The sequence below is a fragment of the Pseudomonas sp. 05N433 genome (assembly GCF_056396925.1).
This window is the reverse complement of record NZ_JBFTML010000009.1, coordinates 23,065-39,361: the sequence shown is the minus strand read 5'-3', so window position 1 is coordinate 39,361 and position 16,297 is coordinate 23,065. Positions and strand designations below refer to the sequence as shown.

Here is a 16,297-nt window from a genome sequence, read left to right as displayed (position 1 = left end):
ACAGTGATTGCAGGTTTTGGGGGCCGCTTCGCAGCCCAACGGGGGCAAGCCCCCTCGCCACAGGGATCAGGTCATAGGGCCGGGTCAGCCTTCGGTTCCAGACTGTCCAGCGCCCGACTCACCGCCAGTTCACCAAACATGATGAGCTGCGCGACGCCCAGTATCGTATTGCGCTGCGGCCCCTCCAGAAACCCGGCGCAGTCACTGGCGATCACCTTGGCCGAGGCAAAGGACTCGCAGGCATTGGCCAGTAGCTCTTCGATGTTGATGTCCGGGGCAACGGTGTAAATCGTGCTCGGCTTGCGTGGGGGCTTGGGGTCGGACGGTTTGAGGTAGTAATCGAGGGCGCGCTCGGCGGCTTCGTTGAGTTTTTTGGAGTCCGGGGTTTCGTAAGAGGAAACGTCGTCGGTTTCGGGTGGGTTGGGTGTGATTTTGAACATGGTGAAACTCCTACAGGAAATGGAGCCACCAAGACCTGTCGCTAAACAGGTAAGGGTGGCGGCTGCACGCAGGTTAGCGAACCGGGTGTAGGCGCCCGGCAGACCCGAAGGTCTCCCGCGCACAGCCGCCATGACATCAATCGCAGATATAGACAATCTGCAAGAGAGTTTGGAGCGCTGTTGCGCCTACAAAGGTTCGGGTCGCTAAACCCGATCGCTGATTCGTCAGCGACCGGGAAACAATAGAACCCGACCCTTAGGCGCACAAGCCGGCGGATTCTGGCGCAGTCGTAGGCAACGACGCAAGGATGTGTAGCCTGAGTGAGTGTCTGGAGATGTATTTTAAACATCGTTGTTTATTTCTCATTCAGGCTTAGGAGAGGCAGGGTTGATAAATAATGGCGTGCCCTTTCTCCGAGTCCCTCATTTTTCGTCCTCTGTTTATATTGTTCGCACCAGTGGTCGCGAGTTTCGGATATTTATTTGCGACCCATGGTGAAGTGATCAAAGGTAATTAAATCCCAGACGCTTGTAATGATCTCTACATACCAAATGTCATTGTCTGAAGTAGAGAAGAATACACGGTGGGGGCCGGGACTATTGGCAAGGTACTGATAAGATAGTCTTGTTTTGTCTTTTCTTAAGAAATTAACCAGTATTCCGTTGCTTTGGACGAATCTGTAGTAAAACTCGACAGAGGAGTAGCCCCAGTTGAACTCGAGTTGCATGTATTGGCTCGTGCCACTGGCGTTTGTATGCATCTCTAGAACTTGCGCAGCGCTTTGGTTATGCACGGGAGGGTAAGGGCCAGTGAGAATGGTGTTTATTGAGTTTATACCCATAATGCCATTTCCTCCGAGAAAGCGAATGGTCATGCTAGGCAGTGATATGGTCTGGCCAAGTGATATAAAGCGTGAGTAGTGGCTATCGAAATTTTCCGACAAAATAGGCTGGATGTTCTTGACTGTATAGATTAAAGAACGCGGGAAGATAATCGTTATGGGCTTTTGCCCCTTGAAGTTGGCTTTGACTTCTACATGGAGGGTTGAACCATCCTGCAGCAGTAACAGTTGCGCACGTGACAGTGTTCTGGTGAATCCATTTGTCTCTTCCTCAGGTGTCAAGGAACCTCCTGTCACTACGGGAATAACAAGGGGGGTTCCATTGTTTCCGGTTCCGATGACCGTTATGTCAATAAGATAATTTCCACCCTGAAGCGGCCATGGAGTTTTAGTGATGGTGGCATCACCGTCGAATTCATTGATATCCAAGGCCCGTGCACTATCAGCCTGATCGATGATGGGAGCTCCCAATCGAACATCACCGTCGACGATCCGTTCAATCGTCAGTGCCAACGGCGACGATGTCCCTACCGGCTTCCCATCGCGAATCAACTCCCAATACAATTCGACATCGCGCCCCATCCACTCCAATAGAAGCTCGAAAGTTAATTTGAAGTTTGCCCTTTTGTTTTGATTGAATAGCTGCGCAGGAAACGTTTTGTCGCCTGCGATCGGATTCTTGATCATTAGACGCGCTCGATCATTCAACCCCGCTGTCAGGAATTCAATTCGAACCGTTGCTCCATTTGAGTGAGTCAACACATCAATGGGGCTCTTCGCCGGGGCTACCAAAGTTGGTGGGTTCAGATCGAGACGGCCGAGATGTATGTCCAGGCGCTTCTCCGGGGATTTGACCCGGTTGCCCAACTGGTCGACGACATAGAACTCGGCCACAGTACTCGGGTTGTCGCCCGCCTTCTGGAACATGTCGGTGAACAGTGTATGGGTGATCGGCGCCGTGCCGTCGGGGACGTCGAACCGGTCCTGGGTGTCGCCCAACAGAAATTCGATGCGGTCATAGTTGCGCCGATTGGCATAGGTGAACCCGAACTCCACCCCTTGCGCTGCCCGTGCGGCGCTGACGCCGTCCTTGAGCACGTCGGCCGGGATCACCAGATTCAGGTTGTCCGCAGACCGCAGGTGGTACAGCACCAGCAGATCCCGAGAGGGTTCACTGTTCCCGCTGACACGGGTGACCACGTAATGCAACCGATTGACGCCCTGGATCAGGTACCCGTGCGGCAGGTAAAGACGCTGGCGCAGTTGTTCCTCTCCGGGTTTGACGGTCTGGCCTGCTCCTGGGACGAGATTGCCGTTGCAATACAAATCCACGCGATCATCGACCGCCATGATCCAGGAGCGCAGCTGCAACTCCTCCCAGTAATCAACCAGGCATTCAAGGCCTTGGGCCTGGCCGTCATAAAGGGCTTTGGGAATACCGCCGTCAGCGATGCCGGCGGGTCTTATCGGGGATACCCAGCCCGGGATGATTATGGGAAACAGCGTAAACAGCTTCGTTAGCTCGGCGGACTGGATATCCATCAAATTCTCCGGGGGAGGCGACAAGTTTCAAGTCCACTCGGGACGAGTACTCATCACACCGCAGGGAAAACAGATTGGCTACTATCAGATCTGACAGGTATATGTGGATTTAAGACGAACGGTCATATCAGTCACATCGGCATCGGCTGCCTGACCAACCGTTTACGGGCGGGTGGTTGTGGGGGGCCACGATACAGCGACCATCATCAACGGCATGCGTGAGCTGAAACGACAAAACCTGCCATCCCTGTTGAAGGAATGGCGGTTTTTTTTGCCGGTGAGATCGTTTTCGCGAGCAGGCTCGCTCTCACACATTCGATCTTCAGTGAACACAAAACAGGCGAACAACCCGGATCGACTGTGGGAACGAGTCTGCTTGCGAAGAGGCCCGAAAGACCACCATAAAACTTGCAGCCTGAAGGGCTTTTGTGGCGAGGGAGCTTGCTCCCGCTGGGCTGCGAAGCGGCCCCAAAACCATTCGACCCAATTGCATCAGGTAGACCGCATGTACAGGGTTTACGACTGCTGCGCAGCCGAGCGGGAGCAAGCTCCCTCGCCACAGGGGGCAGCGTTTGACCTCAGGTTACAGGGCCGGGTCAGCCTTCAGTTCCAGACTGTCCAGCGCCCGACTCACCGCCAGTTCACCAAACATGATGAGCTGCGCGACGCCCAATATCGTATTGCTCTGCGGCCCCTCCAGAAAACCGGCACAGTCACTGGCGATCACCTTGGCCGAGGCAAAGGACTCGCAGGCATTGGCCAGTAGCTCTTCGATGTCGATGTCCGGGGCAACGGTGTAAATCGTGCTCGGCTTGCGTGGGGGCTTGGGGGCGGACGGTTTGAGGTAGTAATCGAGGGCGCGCTCGGCGGCTTCGTTGAGTTTTTTGGAGTCCGGGGTTTCGTAGGGGGAAACGTCGTCGGTTTCGGGTGGGTTGGGTGTGATTTTGAACATGTTGAAGCTCCTTGATTAATGGAGCTGTCACTGCTCGCTGCGAAACGAGGGAGGTGGCAGCTGTACGCAGGTTCGCAGACCGGGAATCAAGGAACCCGGCAGACCCGAAGATCTCCCGCGCACAGCCGCCATAACGCAATCCAGTTGACGAAAAGAAGCGCCAACTGAAAGGGAACGGTGGCGCAGTGCGCCTTGATTGACCCGGGCTGCGAAACCCGATCAATGATTCGTCAGCGACCGCGAAACGATAGAACCCGCCCCCAAAGCGCACAAGCCGGCGGATTCTGGCGCAGTCGTAGGCAACGGCGCAAGGATGTGTAGCCTGAGTGAGTGTCTGGAGATGTCTTTTAAGCATCGCTGTTTATTTCTCACTCAGGTGTTGGAGTAGAGGCAGGGCAGATGAACAAATGTCCCCTTTTCCTCGTTTCTCTCTCAATAAGGTCTGGCGCACCACGGGTTCCAGACCACATGCGGGGGCGCATTCCCGGGAACTATTCCGGGACCGTTGCCATTGCCATGTTGGTAGATGAGCGAATAGCCCGGGGGGCACCCTCTGGAGTCGAGCATCCAGTTAACTGAATTGCCCAGAATCCAGGTGTGTGAAGGTCCATAGACCAGCACTATAAGTGACCACAGATCAGACAGTGGCATGGAGCCCGGAACAGAGATCATCCAGTTGACAGAATTGGTCAACGTCATGGCCACTCCAGCGGATGCCGCGACAAAAACGTTCTTCACGTCCACATAGTAGGTAAGGGTGCTGAATCGATCCTGTGCGGTGATGTACGCGCCGCCGTTACGAAGACCGGTGACCTTTCCATTTGCATCGACCGAGACCTGAGCCGGATTGCTGGAGGTGTAGCGGATCGGGGGAACTCCATAGGATGCGGGACGATTTTCGGTATTGCCCGGGAAATCAGGCCCCACTTTCTGCCACCCCATCTCAATCCTGAGTCCGTGCAGGTTCATAGTGGTTTGGTTAACTTGCAGCGGTCGGCGCAGGGTGAAAGATCGTTCGTGTGATATCAGGTTATCGCCGTACTTCGCTCGTAACCGGATTGTGTTCAGCGCGTCATACTTGGCAACCTTCACGGGCTCCGAAAAATCGCCGTTAGCGTCTGTCGTTACCGTCGCCTCCACCACGCCATTCACCAGAATCTCGACTTGCTCCTGGATGCTTGCGTGCCCGTGTACGGTGATAGTGGTGGCAATCGTAGTGTCGCCTTGTGGAATATCACGACCCTGCGGGTCTTTCAGCGCATCGATATGCGGCTGTAGTTCAATCAGCGAATCGACGATATACGCTTGCCCGGGAAATGCTACGGCCGTTTCCCTGTCAGGCTCTCGGTTCACATTCACCTGGAAGAAGATGTGTAAGGTGGTTTCATCTTTCAGATTGCGAAGCCAGTCGAGCGGCAATGCCAGTCTCAGGCCCCTCTCGGTACCCGTCAGTTCGCCTTTAAGGGCTTCATGCCGAACCACTTCACCTTGGGTGTTGGTTCCTTCAAACATCAGGTATTGAGGTTGTCCTGAACGTTGCCCCGGCCACTCATCCACTACCAGTTCATTGGCAGCCGTCAGTTTTTTTACTTCCACAATCCCGGATACTCCGCTGATCCGGGGCGTCGGAAGCCGACTGTCTTCGGGGGCGATCGGGGCGATCACAATTTCCACAGCCGGGGATGAAGCGGCTTTTTTCCCGTTGCGCCTCAAGTTCCAGCGCAGTTGTATCGTCTTTCCCTGGTTGGCAACAAGAAACCGAGGGTCGAGCACCCAGTTGGCGCGTTTGTTTTGGTTCAAAGGAATAAGCGAGAACAGTGGCGAGTCGTTTGGCGCCTTGATGTGTATCAGTCTCGCCCGGTCTTCCTTTATCGCCGCGAGGAATTCGGCCCTTATCGTCCGCTCCCCGTCCAAGGGGTGAATCGGCTGGGGGACTCCTACCAGAAACGGCAGCTCGAGGACGATGTCTTTCTCATCCCCAATCTTTAAACCCAGCAGATCGGAAACCACCTCGACTTTACCCGGGTTGGTGATTTTGCATTGCAGCGTCAATGGGGCACCGGCGTAAGGGGCTATGTATTTGGTTGGCACCTGGAAGATGAGCGGCAGCGTCGGGTCGGTGACGATCAGTTGGAAAATAAACAGGATCGCAATACCGTCCGAGTCAATGGTTTGCCAACATAATTCGGCCTTCGCGCCCGCTTTCATGGGCCAATACGTGGCGAACTCCACCTTCGCCAAGGTCGTATCCGCTGGCAGGGTATCGTTGCTCTCCAGCGGCTCGACCATCGGCAGGCCCAATGGCAGGGACGTACCGGTGATGGTGATACCCGCGTGTTTCGATGGTTGAGGGTTGCCTGTTCTGACCACTTGATAGAACGCCTGCGCCGAGCCTCGGATCAGGTTGCGAACCCACTCATTGGGAACCTCGAAGACCACGGTTCTGGTCGCGGCAGTCAGCGTCCTGCTGAAGGTGTGGGTGGCCAGGTCGCCACCATTCGTGATCCCTTCAAATGTCAGTTCGAGCAGTTCATCTTTTGCAAACACACCGGTGACCAGTATCCGCAGGGTACCGCCCACGAGCCAATCGTGATGAACCACATCGTCGGGATCGGCCTGTTCAAAAATCGGTGCGGTCAGCAGCACTATCCCTGGCTTGAAAACCAGGATCAGCGAATCCGACCAGCCGCTCGAATTCTCCACGACATAGAACACCTCCCAGCGTACGATCACCGTAGAGGTGAGCGGCAGTTTGGCGAGCATTTCAGGTGTCAATTCAAAGACCACATCACCCAACGCAGTGACGGTGACCTCAAGGAGCAGCGTTCCAAAGGCAAGGACGACCACATCACCGATTTTCTGGTTGTAATACGCCAGAACGGTCACGAACATACCTTCATTGACCACGGTTTTATCAATGACGGATTCCGAAGCAACGGGCAGCTTGAGGCCCTGGTTGAAGGGTTTTCCGCCGTCTGTGTCCGGTTCACCCGGCGCCGGGTATTTATAAAACAGCGGCACAGGTGGCGATTGTTCGGTGTCGTTTCCGCTCACACGCTCAACTTCGAACCAGAATTGCTTGTTCTCCGATAGCAGCGGCGCAAACCTGGCTTCCATGTCTGTGGCGGAAATATAGAAAGGAATGTTTTTCGCGTTGCCTTCGGCATCGAAGTGGGCTTCGGTGACGGAAAATTCAGCGACGGACGCGTTTTTTGTTTCGATGTAAACCGTGATGTAGTCGCCGATGGCCATGTTCAGATAGGCCAGGATGTAAACCAGCAAACCGTCTCGGTCGCCGTGCACCATGTTGATGTTGATCCCCAACGCACCGTCGCTCTGCGGTTTGTAGCCCGGCGGGTAGGGCGGGTCTACGGCCAGCACGCCGATGCCGCGATCGGGCGGGAATACAACGACTTGTCCATTGGAGGCGAGGTCAGCGTTTGTCAGGGGGCTGTTCATGAATGCATACCTTCCATAGAGGCGCCCGGCTGCCCGATTGGGCGGCACCGATACGGAAGGATTAGATAATCGGCGTGAGTGTTTGCCTACTGTCAGATCTGACAGGTGCGCACAGGTTTTAGACGAGTGGTCATACCCCTCACATCGGCTCCGGTGGCCCGATCAACCGCCCCATCACCCCAAATAGCCCCAACTCCCGGATCACCTCCAGTTCCCCTTTGGTCTCGACCATTTCCGCAATCAACGGCAGATCAATGCTGTTGGTCGCCCGGTATATCGCATCGATAAACAACCGCTTGTCACTCTGCTGATCGATACCCCGAATGTACGCCCCATCGATTTTCAAGTACGCCAACCCCAGCTGCGTCAGGTTGCCGATCTGGCTGAAGCTGCCGCCGAAATGCTGCAAACCGATGCGGTAACCGGTGTTGAGCAGGCTGTGGCTCAGGCGTTGCAGTTCTTCGGGGGGCGGCAGTTGGCGTTCGTCGATTTCCAGGGTCAGCAGAGGCGCCAGTTCCGGCAATGATTCGAGTATGTCGCAGATCAGTTTCAGCTGGGTCTGGTCGCGCAGGGTGCTGCCGGACAGGCTCAACGCGAGCGGCCAGCGGTTGGCGGCGAGGTATTCGAGGGTGGTTTCGAGCATCGCCAGATCGAACCGCGCCGACCAGCCGAGGCGTTCGATCCACGGCAGGAAATGCCCGGCGGCAACGGCCTGGCCCTGCGGGTCGAGCAGGCGCGCGAGGACTTTGTGGTGCAGCACCTGACTGGTGTCGGCGCATTGCACCACCGGTTGGAAATACAACTGCATCTTGCCTTCGGTCAGCGCATCGTCGATCCAGTTGCGCCAATCATGCTGAGAATGATTCGGCGCAGTATCGACCTGGGCCTGGTATATCCATGGCCGCTCGGGATGTTGCCGGGCCTGGGTCAGCGCTTGGTCGAGGCGCAGCAGCACATCATTTGCCGGTTCGCCCGGGTGGTAGGCGACGATGCCCAGGTGCGCCACGGGCATGCAGTCGCTGGCGCCGGTCAGGCGCAGGTTTTCCAGGGTGGCGCTGATTTCGGAGGCCAGGCGCGCGGCCCCCCTACTGTCCAGACCCGGCGTCAGCAAGCTGAATTCGCCACCGCGATTGCGCGCCGCGAGCCAGGTACGACGTTCTGCAGGTTGCGTCAGGCGCTTGAGCAACTCGCCGACGGCGCTGATCAGGGCATCGGTGCGCTGGCCACCCAGGCGTTGATTGAGGCCGATCAGGTCGTTGATCCGCAGCATCAGCAAATGACCGTCGCGGCTTTGCTCGGAATCCAGTAATTGGTCGGCCAGTTGTTCATCCAGCAAGCGCCGGTTGGCCAGGCCCGTAAGGTTGTCCTGATAGGATTCGGAGCGCAGTTTTTCGCTGCGCGCGGCCTCTTCGGCGAACAGCGCTTTGAGTTTTTCGACCATCTGGTTCATGGCCAGCACCACGCGTTTGAGCTCCGGCGTGCGCGGCAATTTTGGCAAGCTGCGGAACTCGCGTTTACTGATGGCTTCCGCCTGTTTGACCATGTTGTCGAGCGGGCGCAATTGCCGGCGTAATAGCCAGCCTCCGAACACGGCGCTGAGTAATCCGCAAATCAGCAGCCAGATCAGGCTGCCGAGGGAGCTGTCCCAGAGTTTGGCCAGGGCGAACTGCGGGTTGCTCAGCACTTCGACCCGGGCTGCCTGGTCCCAGCCACGCGTGACCAGTGCATCGCCACCTTGTGGGCGCAGGTTCACCAGACTGACGAACCAGCCGGGTACACCCTCGATTTGCGCTGGTACGCTGCGCTCCACCAGCACTTGTTCATTCTCGATGCTGATGACCCGGATGCTGCTGAAATAGCCACTGTCGAAAATCGAGCTGACCATCAATTCGATCATCGCCGGGTCGTCGATCTGCGCGGTCAACGACAGGCCCAGCGCCGTGGCGGCGTCCTGGGCGTGGGAGCGCAACTGACTGAGCATCTGTTCACGGGAGCTTTCCAGGCTGACAAAAAAACTGCCGCTGAAGGCCACCAGCAAGAACAGGCAAATGGCGAGGAACAACTGTTTGCGCAGTGACATGAAAACACTCCTTGCAGTGGCGGCTAGCCTTCGCCCACGGCGAACCCTTCGATTTGCATCTTTTTCAATACGTCTTGCCAGCGCGACAGTTTTTTCGAGTCGCTGCTGCGTTTACCACCATTGGCTCCCGGCAAGTACAGGCCTTCGGCGTTGAAGGCGTACACCGGCAGCAAGTCTTTGCGTTGGGAGGCGGGGCGGATCTCGTCGATCAGGTTGTCCAGCACCAGCGGATCGGCCGTGGGGCTGCTGTAGAAGGTCAACACCATGTGCGCCTGGTTCTGGGTCAGGGCCTTGACGTAGGTGATGCGTAGTTTTTCGCTGGGAATCCCGAGGTGACGCAGGCTGAAGTATTTCGCCAGGGCGAAGTCTTCGCAGTCGCCTGCGGCTTTGATCAAGGACTCCACGGGCGTGGCCCAGTAATCGGTCTGATGCCAGATGCGCGTGTCATCCTGAAAACTCAGTTGCTGATTGAAGAAGTGATTGACCGCGTTCAGTTGTTCGCGCTCAGGCTGGTTGCGTTCGCTTTGCAGCATTTGGCTCCAGGCCTCGATCCGTCCCTGTGCCTCGCCAAGGGGGCCGTAGCGTTTTTCGGCCGTTTGCAGAACCTGCGCAAAATCCCAGTCGGCCCAGACACTGCCCAACCCGGCCAGTAGAAAACTCGCCAGCAGCAGCCATCCGCCGAACCGAAGTCGGAGCGTTGACCATCCTGGACTACGCGGACTGCGGGGCATGTCTGGCTGCTCGGGTGCAGATGTCTGAAGTCTAGGCGGTGTTTACGGGGCGGTCGGGTAGGTCGTCGGACGAAAGGATGTCGGCGGGTTGTTTCCTGTGGCGAGGGAGCTTGCTCCCGTTCGGCTGCGCAGCAGTCGCCAAACCGATCAATGAGGTGTGTCAGGAGAAGGCGGGTTGCAGGTTTTGGGGCTGCTTCGCAACCCAGCGGGAGCAAGCTCCCTCGCCACAAAAGCCTCGAGCCATCGATAGGAATCAGGGTTTATGCAGGGTTTTCTGCTTGAGGATATAAACCGTCACCAGCACCGCACTGGTCAGCATGAACCCGCGCGCCCACGGCAGGGGCACCAGGTAGCAGGAGAACAGGATGCTCGTCCACATCAACCCGATGGTGTAGACCTTGCCCTTGAGCGGAATGCCGTTGCCGTCCAGATAGTCGCGAATCCAGGGTCCAAGCCGTGGATGTTCAACCAGCCAGTGATAGAAACGCGGCGAACTGCGGGCGAAGCAGGCTGCCGCCAACAGCAGGAACGGTGTGGTGGGCAGCACCGGCAGGAAAATCCCGATCACCCCCAGCGCTACGCTCAGCCAGCCGATGGCCAGCAGCACGTAGCGCAACATCAGGGGGCGGTTGCCTATGGGGTTGTCCAGAGGCAAAACCTTAGTGGTGACGTGGCTTGAGGATCGCCGGTTTTTCGTCTGGCGCGTTGCACAGCAAGTACAGCGCGGTCAGGGCTTCCGGGATTTGCACGATCATGTCGTCCATCAGGTTGGCGTCGGCCGCGATGTCGGAGAACTCAGGCTGTTCGTCGAACAGACCCGAACCGACCATGATCGGCAGCAGCATTTCACTGACTTCGTCTTCGGCAGTTTCGAACCAGGCGGCTTCGCGCAGGAACACGCCTTCCATGAAACCGATGCACCAGCCGCGCAGGTCGGAATCGTCCGGGTCATCGCCCAGGTCGAGGTCGCATGGCAGCTCGAACTCTTCGTCGGACGCCAGTTGGCGGGCGATGTGAGCCTTGAGCAGCACCAGGGTGGATTCGATCGCTTCACGCTCGGTGTCGTCGGCGTAATGCGGCTCTTCGGCGAACAGCGCGTCGATCCACTCACGGTCGGGAACGCTTTCGGAGCAGATCGACAGCGCAGTGAGGTAGCCGTGGGCGGCCACGTAGTCCAGCGCCTCGTCATGCAGCTCGTCGGCGTCGAGGAAGACTTGCAGGCGGGTTAGTTGCTCAGCGAAGGACATTAAAGGGCTACCTTGGGGAATATACGATGCGGGAATTCTAGGCCTTCTTGAGCGCTCAGGCCAGCCGCGCGGCATATTTGCTCCCGCGGTTGGCTTGTGTGCGTCTTATCAGCGGCGCCCTTTGCAAGGGAGGGCTCGGGTATACTCGCGCGTTTTGTGATGCCCTGCTGGCGTCACGGCTGAAATATGCAGCGTCATGCAATGCGCACTTACGATTTGTTTGTGCAGCTTTCGTGGTTCTGAACCAGCCTTGCAGGGATGTTTCGGTGATTTTTGGAGTTTTTATGCTCGAACAGGCTCAACGCGTCCTCAAGGACATCTTCGGCTACGACAGTTTCCGTGGCCGTCAGGGTGCAATCATTGAGCGCGTGGCCAGTGGCGGCGACGCCCTGGTGCTGATGCCTACCGGGGGCGGCAAGTCCTTGTGCTTCCAGGTGCCGGCGCTGCTGCGCGAAGGCCTGGCGGTGGTGGTGTCGCCGCTGATCGCGCTGATGGACGATCAGGTCGCCACCCTCGAAGAGCTGGGCGTCGCCGCGGCGTCGTTGAACTCCACCCTGAGCGCCGAGCAGCAGCGTGATCTTGCTGCACGGATCAAGCGCGGCGAGGTGAAAATGCTCTACCTGGCGCCCGAACGCCTGGTGCAGCCACGGATGCTGGCCTTCCTGCAAAGCCTCGAAATCGCCCTGTTCGCCATCGACGAAGCGCACTGCGTGTCCCAATGGGGCCACGACTTCCGTCGCGAATACCTGCAACTGGGCCAGTTGGCGGAATTGTTCCCCAACGTCCCGCGCATCGCCCTGACCGCCACCGCCGACAAGCGCACCCGGGAAGAAATCGTCGATCGTCTGCATTTGCAGGATGCCGAGCGTTTCCTGTCGAGTTTCGACCGCCCGAATATTTTCTATCGCATCGTGCCCAAGGAGCAGCCGCGCAAGCAGTTGCTGGCGTTCCTCGCCGAGCGGCGCAGCGATGCCGGTATCGTCTACTGCCTGTCGCGCAAAAAGGTCGACGAAGTGGCGGTGTTCCTCAGTGAGCAAGGCTTCCCGGCGCTGCCGTACCACGCCGGTCTGGCCAACGAAACCCGGGCGCATCACCAGAAGCGCTTCCTCAACGAGGAAGGCCTGATCATGGTCGCCACCGTGGCGTTCGGCATGGGCATCGACAAGCCCAACGTGCGTTTTGTGGCTCACCTCGACTTGCCGAAGTCCCTTGAGGCGTATTACCAGGAAACCGGTCGCGGCGGTCGTGACGGTCTGCCGGCGGATGCCTGGATGGCGTACGGCCTGCAAGACGTGGTGATGCTCAAGCAGATGCTGCAAAACTCCGAAGGCGACGAACGCCACAAGCGTCTGGAGCAGCACAAACTCGACGCCATGCTCTCGCTCTGTGAGGAAACCCGCTGCCGCCGCCAGACCCTGCTGGCGTACTTCGACGAAGACATGCCCGAGCCCTGCGGCCACTGCGACAACTGTGTCGACGGCGTGCAGACCTGGGACGCCACCGAGCCGGCCCGCCAGGCGCTGTCGGCGATCTACCGCACCGGTCAGCGTTATGGCGTCGGCCATCTGGTGGACGTGTTGCTGGGCAAGGACAACGAAAAGGTCCGCAGTTTCGGTCATCAGCATTTGTCGGTATACGGCGTAGGCAAAGCGCTGGGCGAAAGTGAATGGCGCTCCTTGTTCCGACAACTTGTTGCCCGCGGTCTGGCGGACATCGACCTCGAAGGCTACGGCGGGCTGCGCCTGAGCGATACCTGCCGGCCGCTGCTCAAGGGCGAAGTGACCCTGGAACTGCGCCGCGACCTCAAGCCGCAAACCACCGCTAAAAGCAGCAAGAGCCAGGCGAGCCAACTGGTCCGCTTCGAGGAGCGCGAACAGTGGGAAGCCCTGCGTGCCTTGCGTCGCAAACTGGCCGAAGAACATGGCGTGCCGCCGTATGTCATCTTCCCCGATTCGACGCTGCTGGAAATGCTCCGCAGCCAGCCGACCTCGCTGGCGGAAATGGCCACGGTCAGCGGTGTCGGCGCGCGCAAACTGGAACGTTACGGCGAGGCTTTCCTCGAAGTGCTCGGCGGTCAGGTCGAGGCGCCGAAAGTGGTGGCCGATGTGCGCCACGAGCTGATCACGCTGGCCCGGGCCGGCATGACACCGCTGCAGATCGCCGGTCAGCTGCAATGCTCGGAAAAGAACGTCTACACGATGCTCGCCGAGGCCATCGGCAAGCAGCAGCTGTCACTGGAACAGGCGCTGGACCTGCCTGAAGAGTTGATGGGCGAAGTTCAGGACGCCTTCCTCGACGGCGAAGGCGAGTTGCCGCCGGTGGCGGAGATCGCCGCGTTGTTCGCAGGACGGGTGCCGGAAGGCGTTTTGTATTGCGTTCGTGCGGCGCTGCAGTCGGAATTCGAAATTTGAATGACCTGTCGCGCAGATGTAACGATTCAGTACAGAGCAAACCTTGCCTATAGCCAAAGGTCATGCTTAGCTGACTAATAATTAGTTTTTCTCTATTTCAGTCTAACCATGAGTGTTTTATGCCGTTAACCGATCAACACCGCTTTGGCATGCAACTGGCCCAGATGTCTCGGGGCTGGCGTGCCGAACTGGACCGCCGACTGGCTGGCCTGGGCCTGTCCCAGGCGCGCTGGCTGGTGCTGCTGCACCTGGCGCGTTTCGATGATGCTCCCACCCAGCGTGAACTGGCGCAAAGCGTCGGCGTCGAAGGGCCTACCCTGGCTCGACTGCTCGATAGCCTGGAAAGTCAGGGCCTGGTGCAACGCCAATCGGTGCTGGAAGACCGTCGGGCGAAAAAAATCGTCCTCTGTGCCCCGGCCCGCCCCTTGATCGAACAAATTGAAACCATTGCCACGCAACTGCGCCACGAATTGTTCGAAGGCGTTGATGAGGCGGATTTGAAGGTCTGCATGCGTGTCCACGCGCACATCCTGGGCAACCTGGAAAAATCTTGAGGCACAACCACGCGTCGGACTTTTGAGATACCCCGTTGGGCAGACTATAAAGAACTACTAGGCAATATCGTGTTCGTACCGGATGTGCGAATGCATACAGGTTGGTTCTGGTTATCTAAGGGATGCTCATGCTCGAGAGTTGGCACGTTGTATTGCGGTGTTGCACCCGGCTGCTGCTGGTCGGTGGTGCCGTCACTTACTCGGCATTGGCCCCCGCGCTAGGCTTGGGTGAGATCACCCAGCATTCGGCGTTGAATCAGCCATTCAGCGCCGATATCGCCCTGCTGGATGTCGGTGGTCTGGGGGAGGGCGAACTGTCGGTCAGCCTGGCGACGGCGGAGGAGTTCAGCCGCGCTGGTGTCGAGCGGGTGTTCTTCCTCAATAACCTGAAGTTCACGCCGATCCTGCGGGGCAACCGCAACCTGATCCGGGTGACGTCCAGTAAGCCGGTCAAGGAACCCTTTCTGAATTTTCTGGTGCAGCTCAATCAGCCCAATGGGCGTTTGCTGCGCGAGTACACCGTGCTGATCGATCCGCCGGGTTCACCTGGGATTGTTCCCGTCAACGACGACCCCGCGCCGAGCCCTCAGGATTCCGCGTTCCCGTCTGTTGAACCGGCTGTTGCACCGCCACCTGCGGTGAATAGTTCGGCACCCAAGCCTGATGTCGATAAATCAGCCGCTACGCCGGCGAGTGATCCTGTTGCCGAACAACTGGCCACCAGCGTGCTGCAAAACCAGCAGCTGCAAAAGACCATCGATGAACTCAATGCGAAGCTGCAGGCGCAGGACGAGCAGATCGCCGTTCAGAAAAAACAGGTGTCTGAGCTGCAAACCCAACTGACGGAAGTCAAACAGGCGTCGGCGGCGCCTGCCGCACCCGAGGTGCCGGCGCCGGTTCCGGTGGTTGTCGAGACGTCCGAAGCATCCCATTGGCCGCTGATCATCGGGTTGCTGTTGTTGGTGGCCCTGGTGTCGCTCGCAGTGTTCATTCGCCGTCAACGACAGCAGGTTCAGGCCTTACCCGAGCTGCTACCCGTGCAGCCGTCGCGTCATGAACCGGTGCTCAGCCGCACGGCAGAACCGGCCAGGCCAGCCGCCCAGGCGCGATCGGTGGCCGGCTCGGCGGATGAGACTGTCGCAGGCGACGTGCTGGAGGGGGTTAGTATCTACCTCGCCTATGGCCGATTGTCCGAGGCAGCCGGACTGTTGCGAGAGGCGTTGGTCAAGGAGCCCCAGCGCACCGACCTGGCCGTGCAGCTGCTGGAGGTTCTTGGTAACCAGGGTGACGTGCAAGCGTATGACGCGCAGGAAAGTAGCCTGCGTGACGCCGGGTTTGACACACAGCAACTTCAGGACATCCGCAACCGCCATCCGAAACTGATCGATGCCGTGCCGGTGACCACCGCGGTGGCAGTGGCTCCGTCCACGCCTGCAATCCCAGCGGCACCGAGCGATGAGTTTCAGCTGAACCTCGACGACCTGTCGATGGATGCGAACTGGGACCTGATCAGCCCCTTCGACAACTCACCGCCCAGCGCCAAACCATCGAATGAGCCATCACCGGCAGACGAGCCCGGGTTCACTTCGAATCTGCATGTGTTGCCCGATGTCTTCGAAATACCCGACGAGCCGACGCTGGATGAGCCCGAGCTTGAATGGGTCGCCGAACCTGACTCGCAATCTCTGGACGAGACCTTTCTCAACGAATTCAGCGATCCCGGCCAGCCGCTGGAGCTTGAACCGCTGAATGCTGAGTTGATGGATCTTGAACCGGTCGAGCCGAGCAGCGCCGGCAAACTCGAACAGGCCCAGACCTGCATTGACGACGGCGACCTGGACAGCGCCATCGAGCTGCTGAACGAGTTGCTCAAGGAAGGCGACGAGCCACTGAAGGAGACGGCCCGAACGCTGTTGGCGGGTATTCGATAACACCCCTCCCCGTGTAGGAGCGAGGTTTGCCCGCGAAAGGGACGGCGCGGCTTATCAGAATGACCGCATTATCGTTCTTCGCGGGCAAGCCTCGCTCCTACAGGGGAG

Annotated in this window: 11 protein-coding genes; 3 read left to right on the top strand and 8 right to left on the bottom strand. The window is 58.3% G+C overall.

The window, feature by feature from the left end:
* Positions 1–71 precede the first annotated feature (71 nt).
* From AC1DIS_RS05850 to AC1DIS_RS05815, 8 genes are all read right to left on the bottom strand, one after another.
* Positions 72–440 (bottom strand): DUF6124 family protein, encoded by a 369-nt coding sequence (locus AC1DIS_RS05850; protein WP_477743410.1) that lies wholly within the window; start codon positions 438–440, stop codon positions 72–74.
* 479 nt (positions 441–919) lie between these two features.
* Complete coding sequence (locus AC1DIS_RS05845) at positions 920–2,824, bottom strand: hypothetical protein (RefSeq protein WP_477743411.1); 1,905 nt, start codon at positions 2,822–2,824, stop codon at positions 920–922.
* Between the two features lie 583 nt (positions 2,825–3,407).
* A complete protein-coding gene (locus AC1DIS_RS05840; protein ID WP_086946382.1) occupies positions 3,408–3,776 on the bottom strand; it encodes a DUF6124 family protein in 369 nt (122 codons plus the stop codon).
* 432 nt (positions 3,777–4,208) lie between these two features.
* On the bottom strand, positions 4,209–7,235 hold the full coding sequence (locus tag AC1DIS_RS05835) for an Ig-like domain-containing protein (RefSeq protein ID WP_477748761.1): 3,027 nt from the start codon (positions 7,233–7,235) through the stop codon (positions 4,209–4,211).
* A 139-nt stretch (positions 7,236–7,374) separates the two neighbouring features.
* Positions 7,375–9,315: a cyclic di-GMP receptor LapD gene (lapD, locus tag AC1DIS_RS05830; RefSeq protein ID WP_477744220.1), complete on the bottom strand. Its 1,941-nt coding sequence runs from the start codon at positions 9,313–9,315 to the stop codon at positions 7,375–7,377.
* A 23-nt stretch (positions 9,316–9,338) separates the two neighbouring features.
* Positions 9,339–10,046 carry a cysteine protease LapG gene (lapG, locus tag AC1DIS_RS05825; RefSeq protein ID WP_477744221.1) on the bottom strand — a complete coding sequence of 236 codons (708 nt, stop codon included), beginning with the start codon at positions 10,044–10,046 and terminating at the stop codon, positions 9,339–9,341.
* 253 nt (positions 10,047–10,299) lie between these two features.
* Positions 10,300–10,665, bottom strand: a complete 366-nt coding sequence (locus AC1DIS_RS05820) for a YbaN family protein (protein WP_477744222.1) — start codon at positions 10,663–10,665, stop codon at positions 10,300–10,302.
* A gap of 40 nt (positions 10,666–10,705) precedes the next feature.
* Positions 10,706–11,293, bottom strand: a complete 588-nt coding sequence (locus tag AC1DIS_RS05815; RefSeq protein ID WP_007938492.1) for a UPF0149 family protein — start codon at positions 11,291–11,293, stop codon at positions 10,706–10,708.
* Between the two features lie 284 nt (positions 11,294–11,577).
* On the opposite strand from AC1DIS_RS05815, the gene recQ reads away from it, so the two are divergent.
* The 3 genes from recQ to AC1DIS_RS05800 all read left to right on the top strand — a co-directional run bounded on the left by recQ (position 11,578) and on the right by AC1DIS_RS05800 (position 16,189).
* Complete coding sequence (gene recQ, locus AC1DIS_RS05810) at positions 11,578–13,704, top strand: DNA helicase RecQ (RefSeq protein WP_028939960.1); 2,127 nt, start codon at positions 11,578–11,580, stop codon at positions 13,702–13,704.
* 119 nt (positions 13,705–13,823) lie between these two features.
* Positions 13,824–14,258, top strand: a complete 435-nt coding sequence (locus tag AC1DIS_RS05805) for a MarR family transcriptional regulator (RefSeq protein WP_018929920.1) — start codon at positions 13,824–13,826, stop codon at positions 14,256–14,258.
* 128 nt (positions 14,259–14,386) lie between these two features.
* Positions 14,387–16,189 carry a motility hub landmark protein FimV gene (locus tag AC1DIS_RS05800; protein ID WP_477744223.1) on the top strand — a complete coding sequence of 601 codons (1,803 nt, stop codon included), beginning with the start codon at positions 14,387–14,389 and terminating at the stop codon, positions 16,187–16,189.
* Positions 16,190–16,297 lie beyond the last annotated feature (108 nt).

Bases quoted from the DNA above. Each gene is read 5' to 3' on its own strand.
- AC1DIS_RS05850 (WP_477743410.1), bottom strand. From the start codon at position 440: ATGTTCAAAATCACACCCAACCCACCCGAAACCGACGACGTTTCCTCT.
- AC1DIS_RS05845 (WP_477743411.1), bottom strand. From the start codon at position 2,824: ATGGATATCCAGTCCGCCGAGCTAACGAAGCTGTTTACGCTGTTTCCC.
- AC1DIS_RS05840 (WP_086946382.1), bottom strand. From the start codon at position 3,776: ATGTTCAAAATCACACCCAACCCACCCGAAACCGACGACGTTTCCCCC.
- AC1DIS_RS05835 (WP_477748761.1), bottom strand. From the start codon at position 7,235: ATGAACAGCCCCCTGACAAACGCTGACCTCGCCTCCAATGGACAAGTC.
- lapD (WP_477744220.1), bottom strand. From the start codon at position 9,315: ATGTCACTGCGCAAACAGTTGTTCCTCGCCATTTGCCTGTTCTTGCTG.
- lapG (WP_477744221.1), bottom strand. From the start codon at position 10,046: ATGCCCCGCAGTCCGCGTAGTCCAGGATGGTCAACGCTCCGACTTCGG.
- AC1DIS_RS05820 (WP_477744222.1), bottom strand. From the start codon at position 10,665: ATGTTGCGCTACGTGCTGCTGGCCATCGGCTGGCTGAGCGTAGCGCTG.
- AC1DIS_RS05815 (WP_007938492.1), bottom strand. From the start codon at position 11,293: ATGTCCTTCGCTGAGCAACTAACCCGCCTGCAAGTCTTCCTCGACGCC.
- recQ (WP_028939960.1), top strand. From the start codon at position 11,578: ATGCTCGAACAGGCTCAACGCGTCCTCAAGGACATCTTCGGCTACGAC.
- AC1DIS_RS05805 (WP_018929920.1), top strand. From the start codon at position 13,824: ATGCCGTTAACCGATCAACACCGCTTTGGCATGCAACTGGCCCAGATG.
- AC1DIS_RS05800 (WP_477744223.1), top strand. From the start codon at position 14,387: ATGCTCGAGAGTTGGCACGTTGTATTGCGGTGTTGCACCCGGCTGCTG.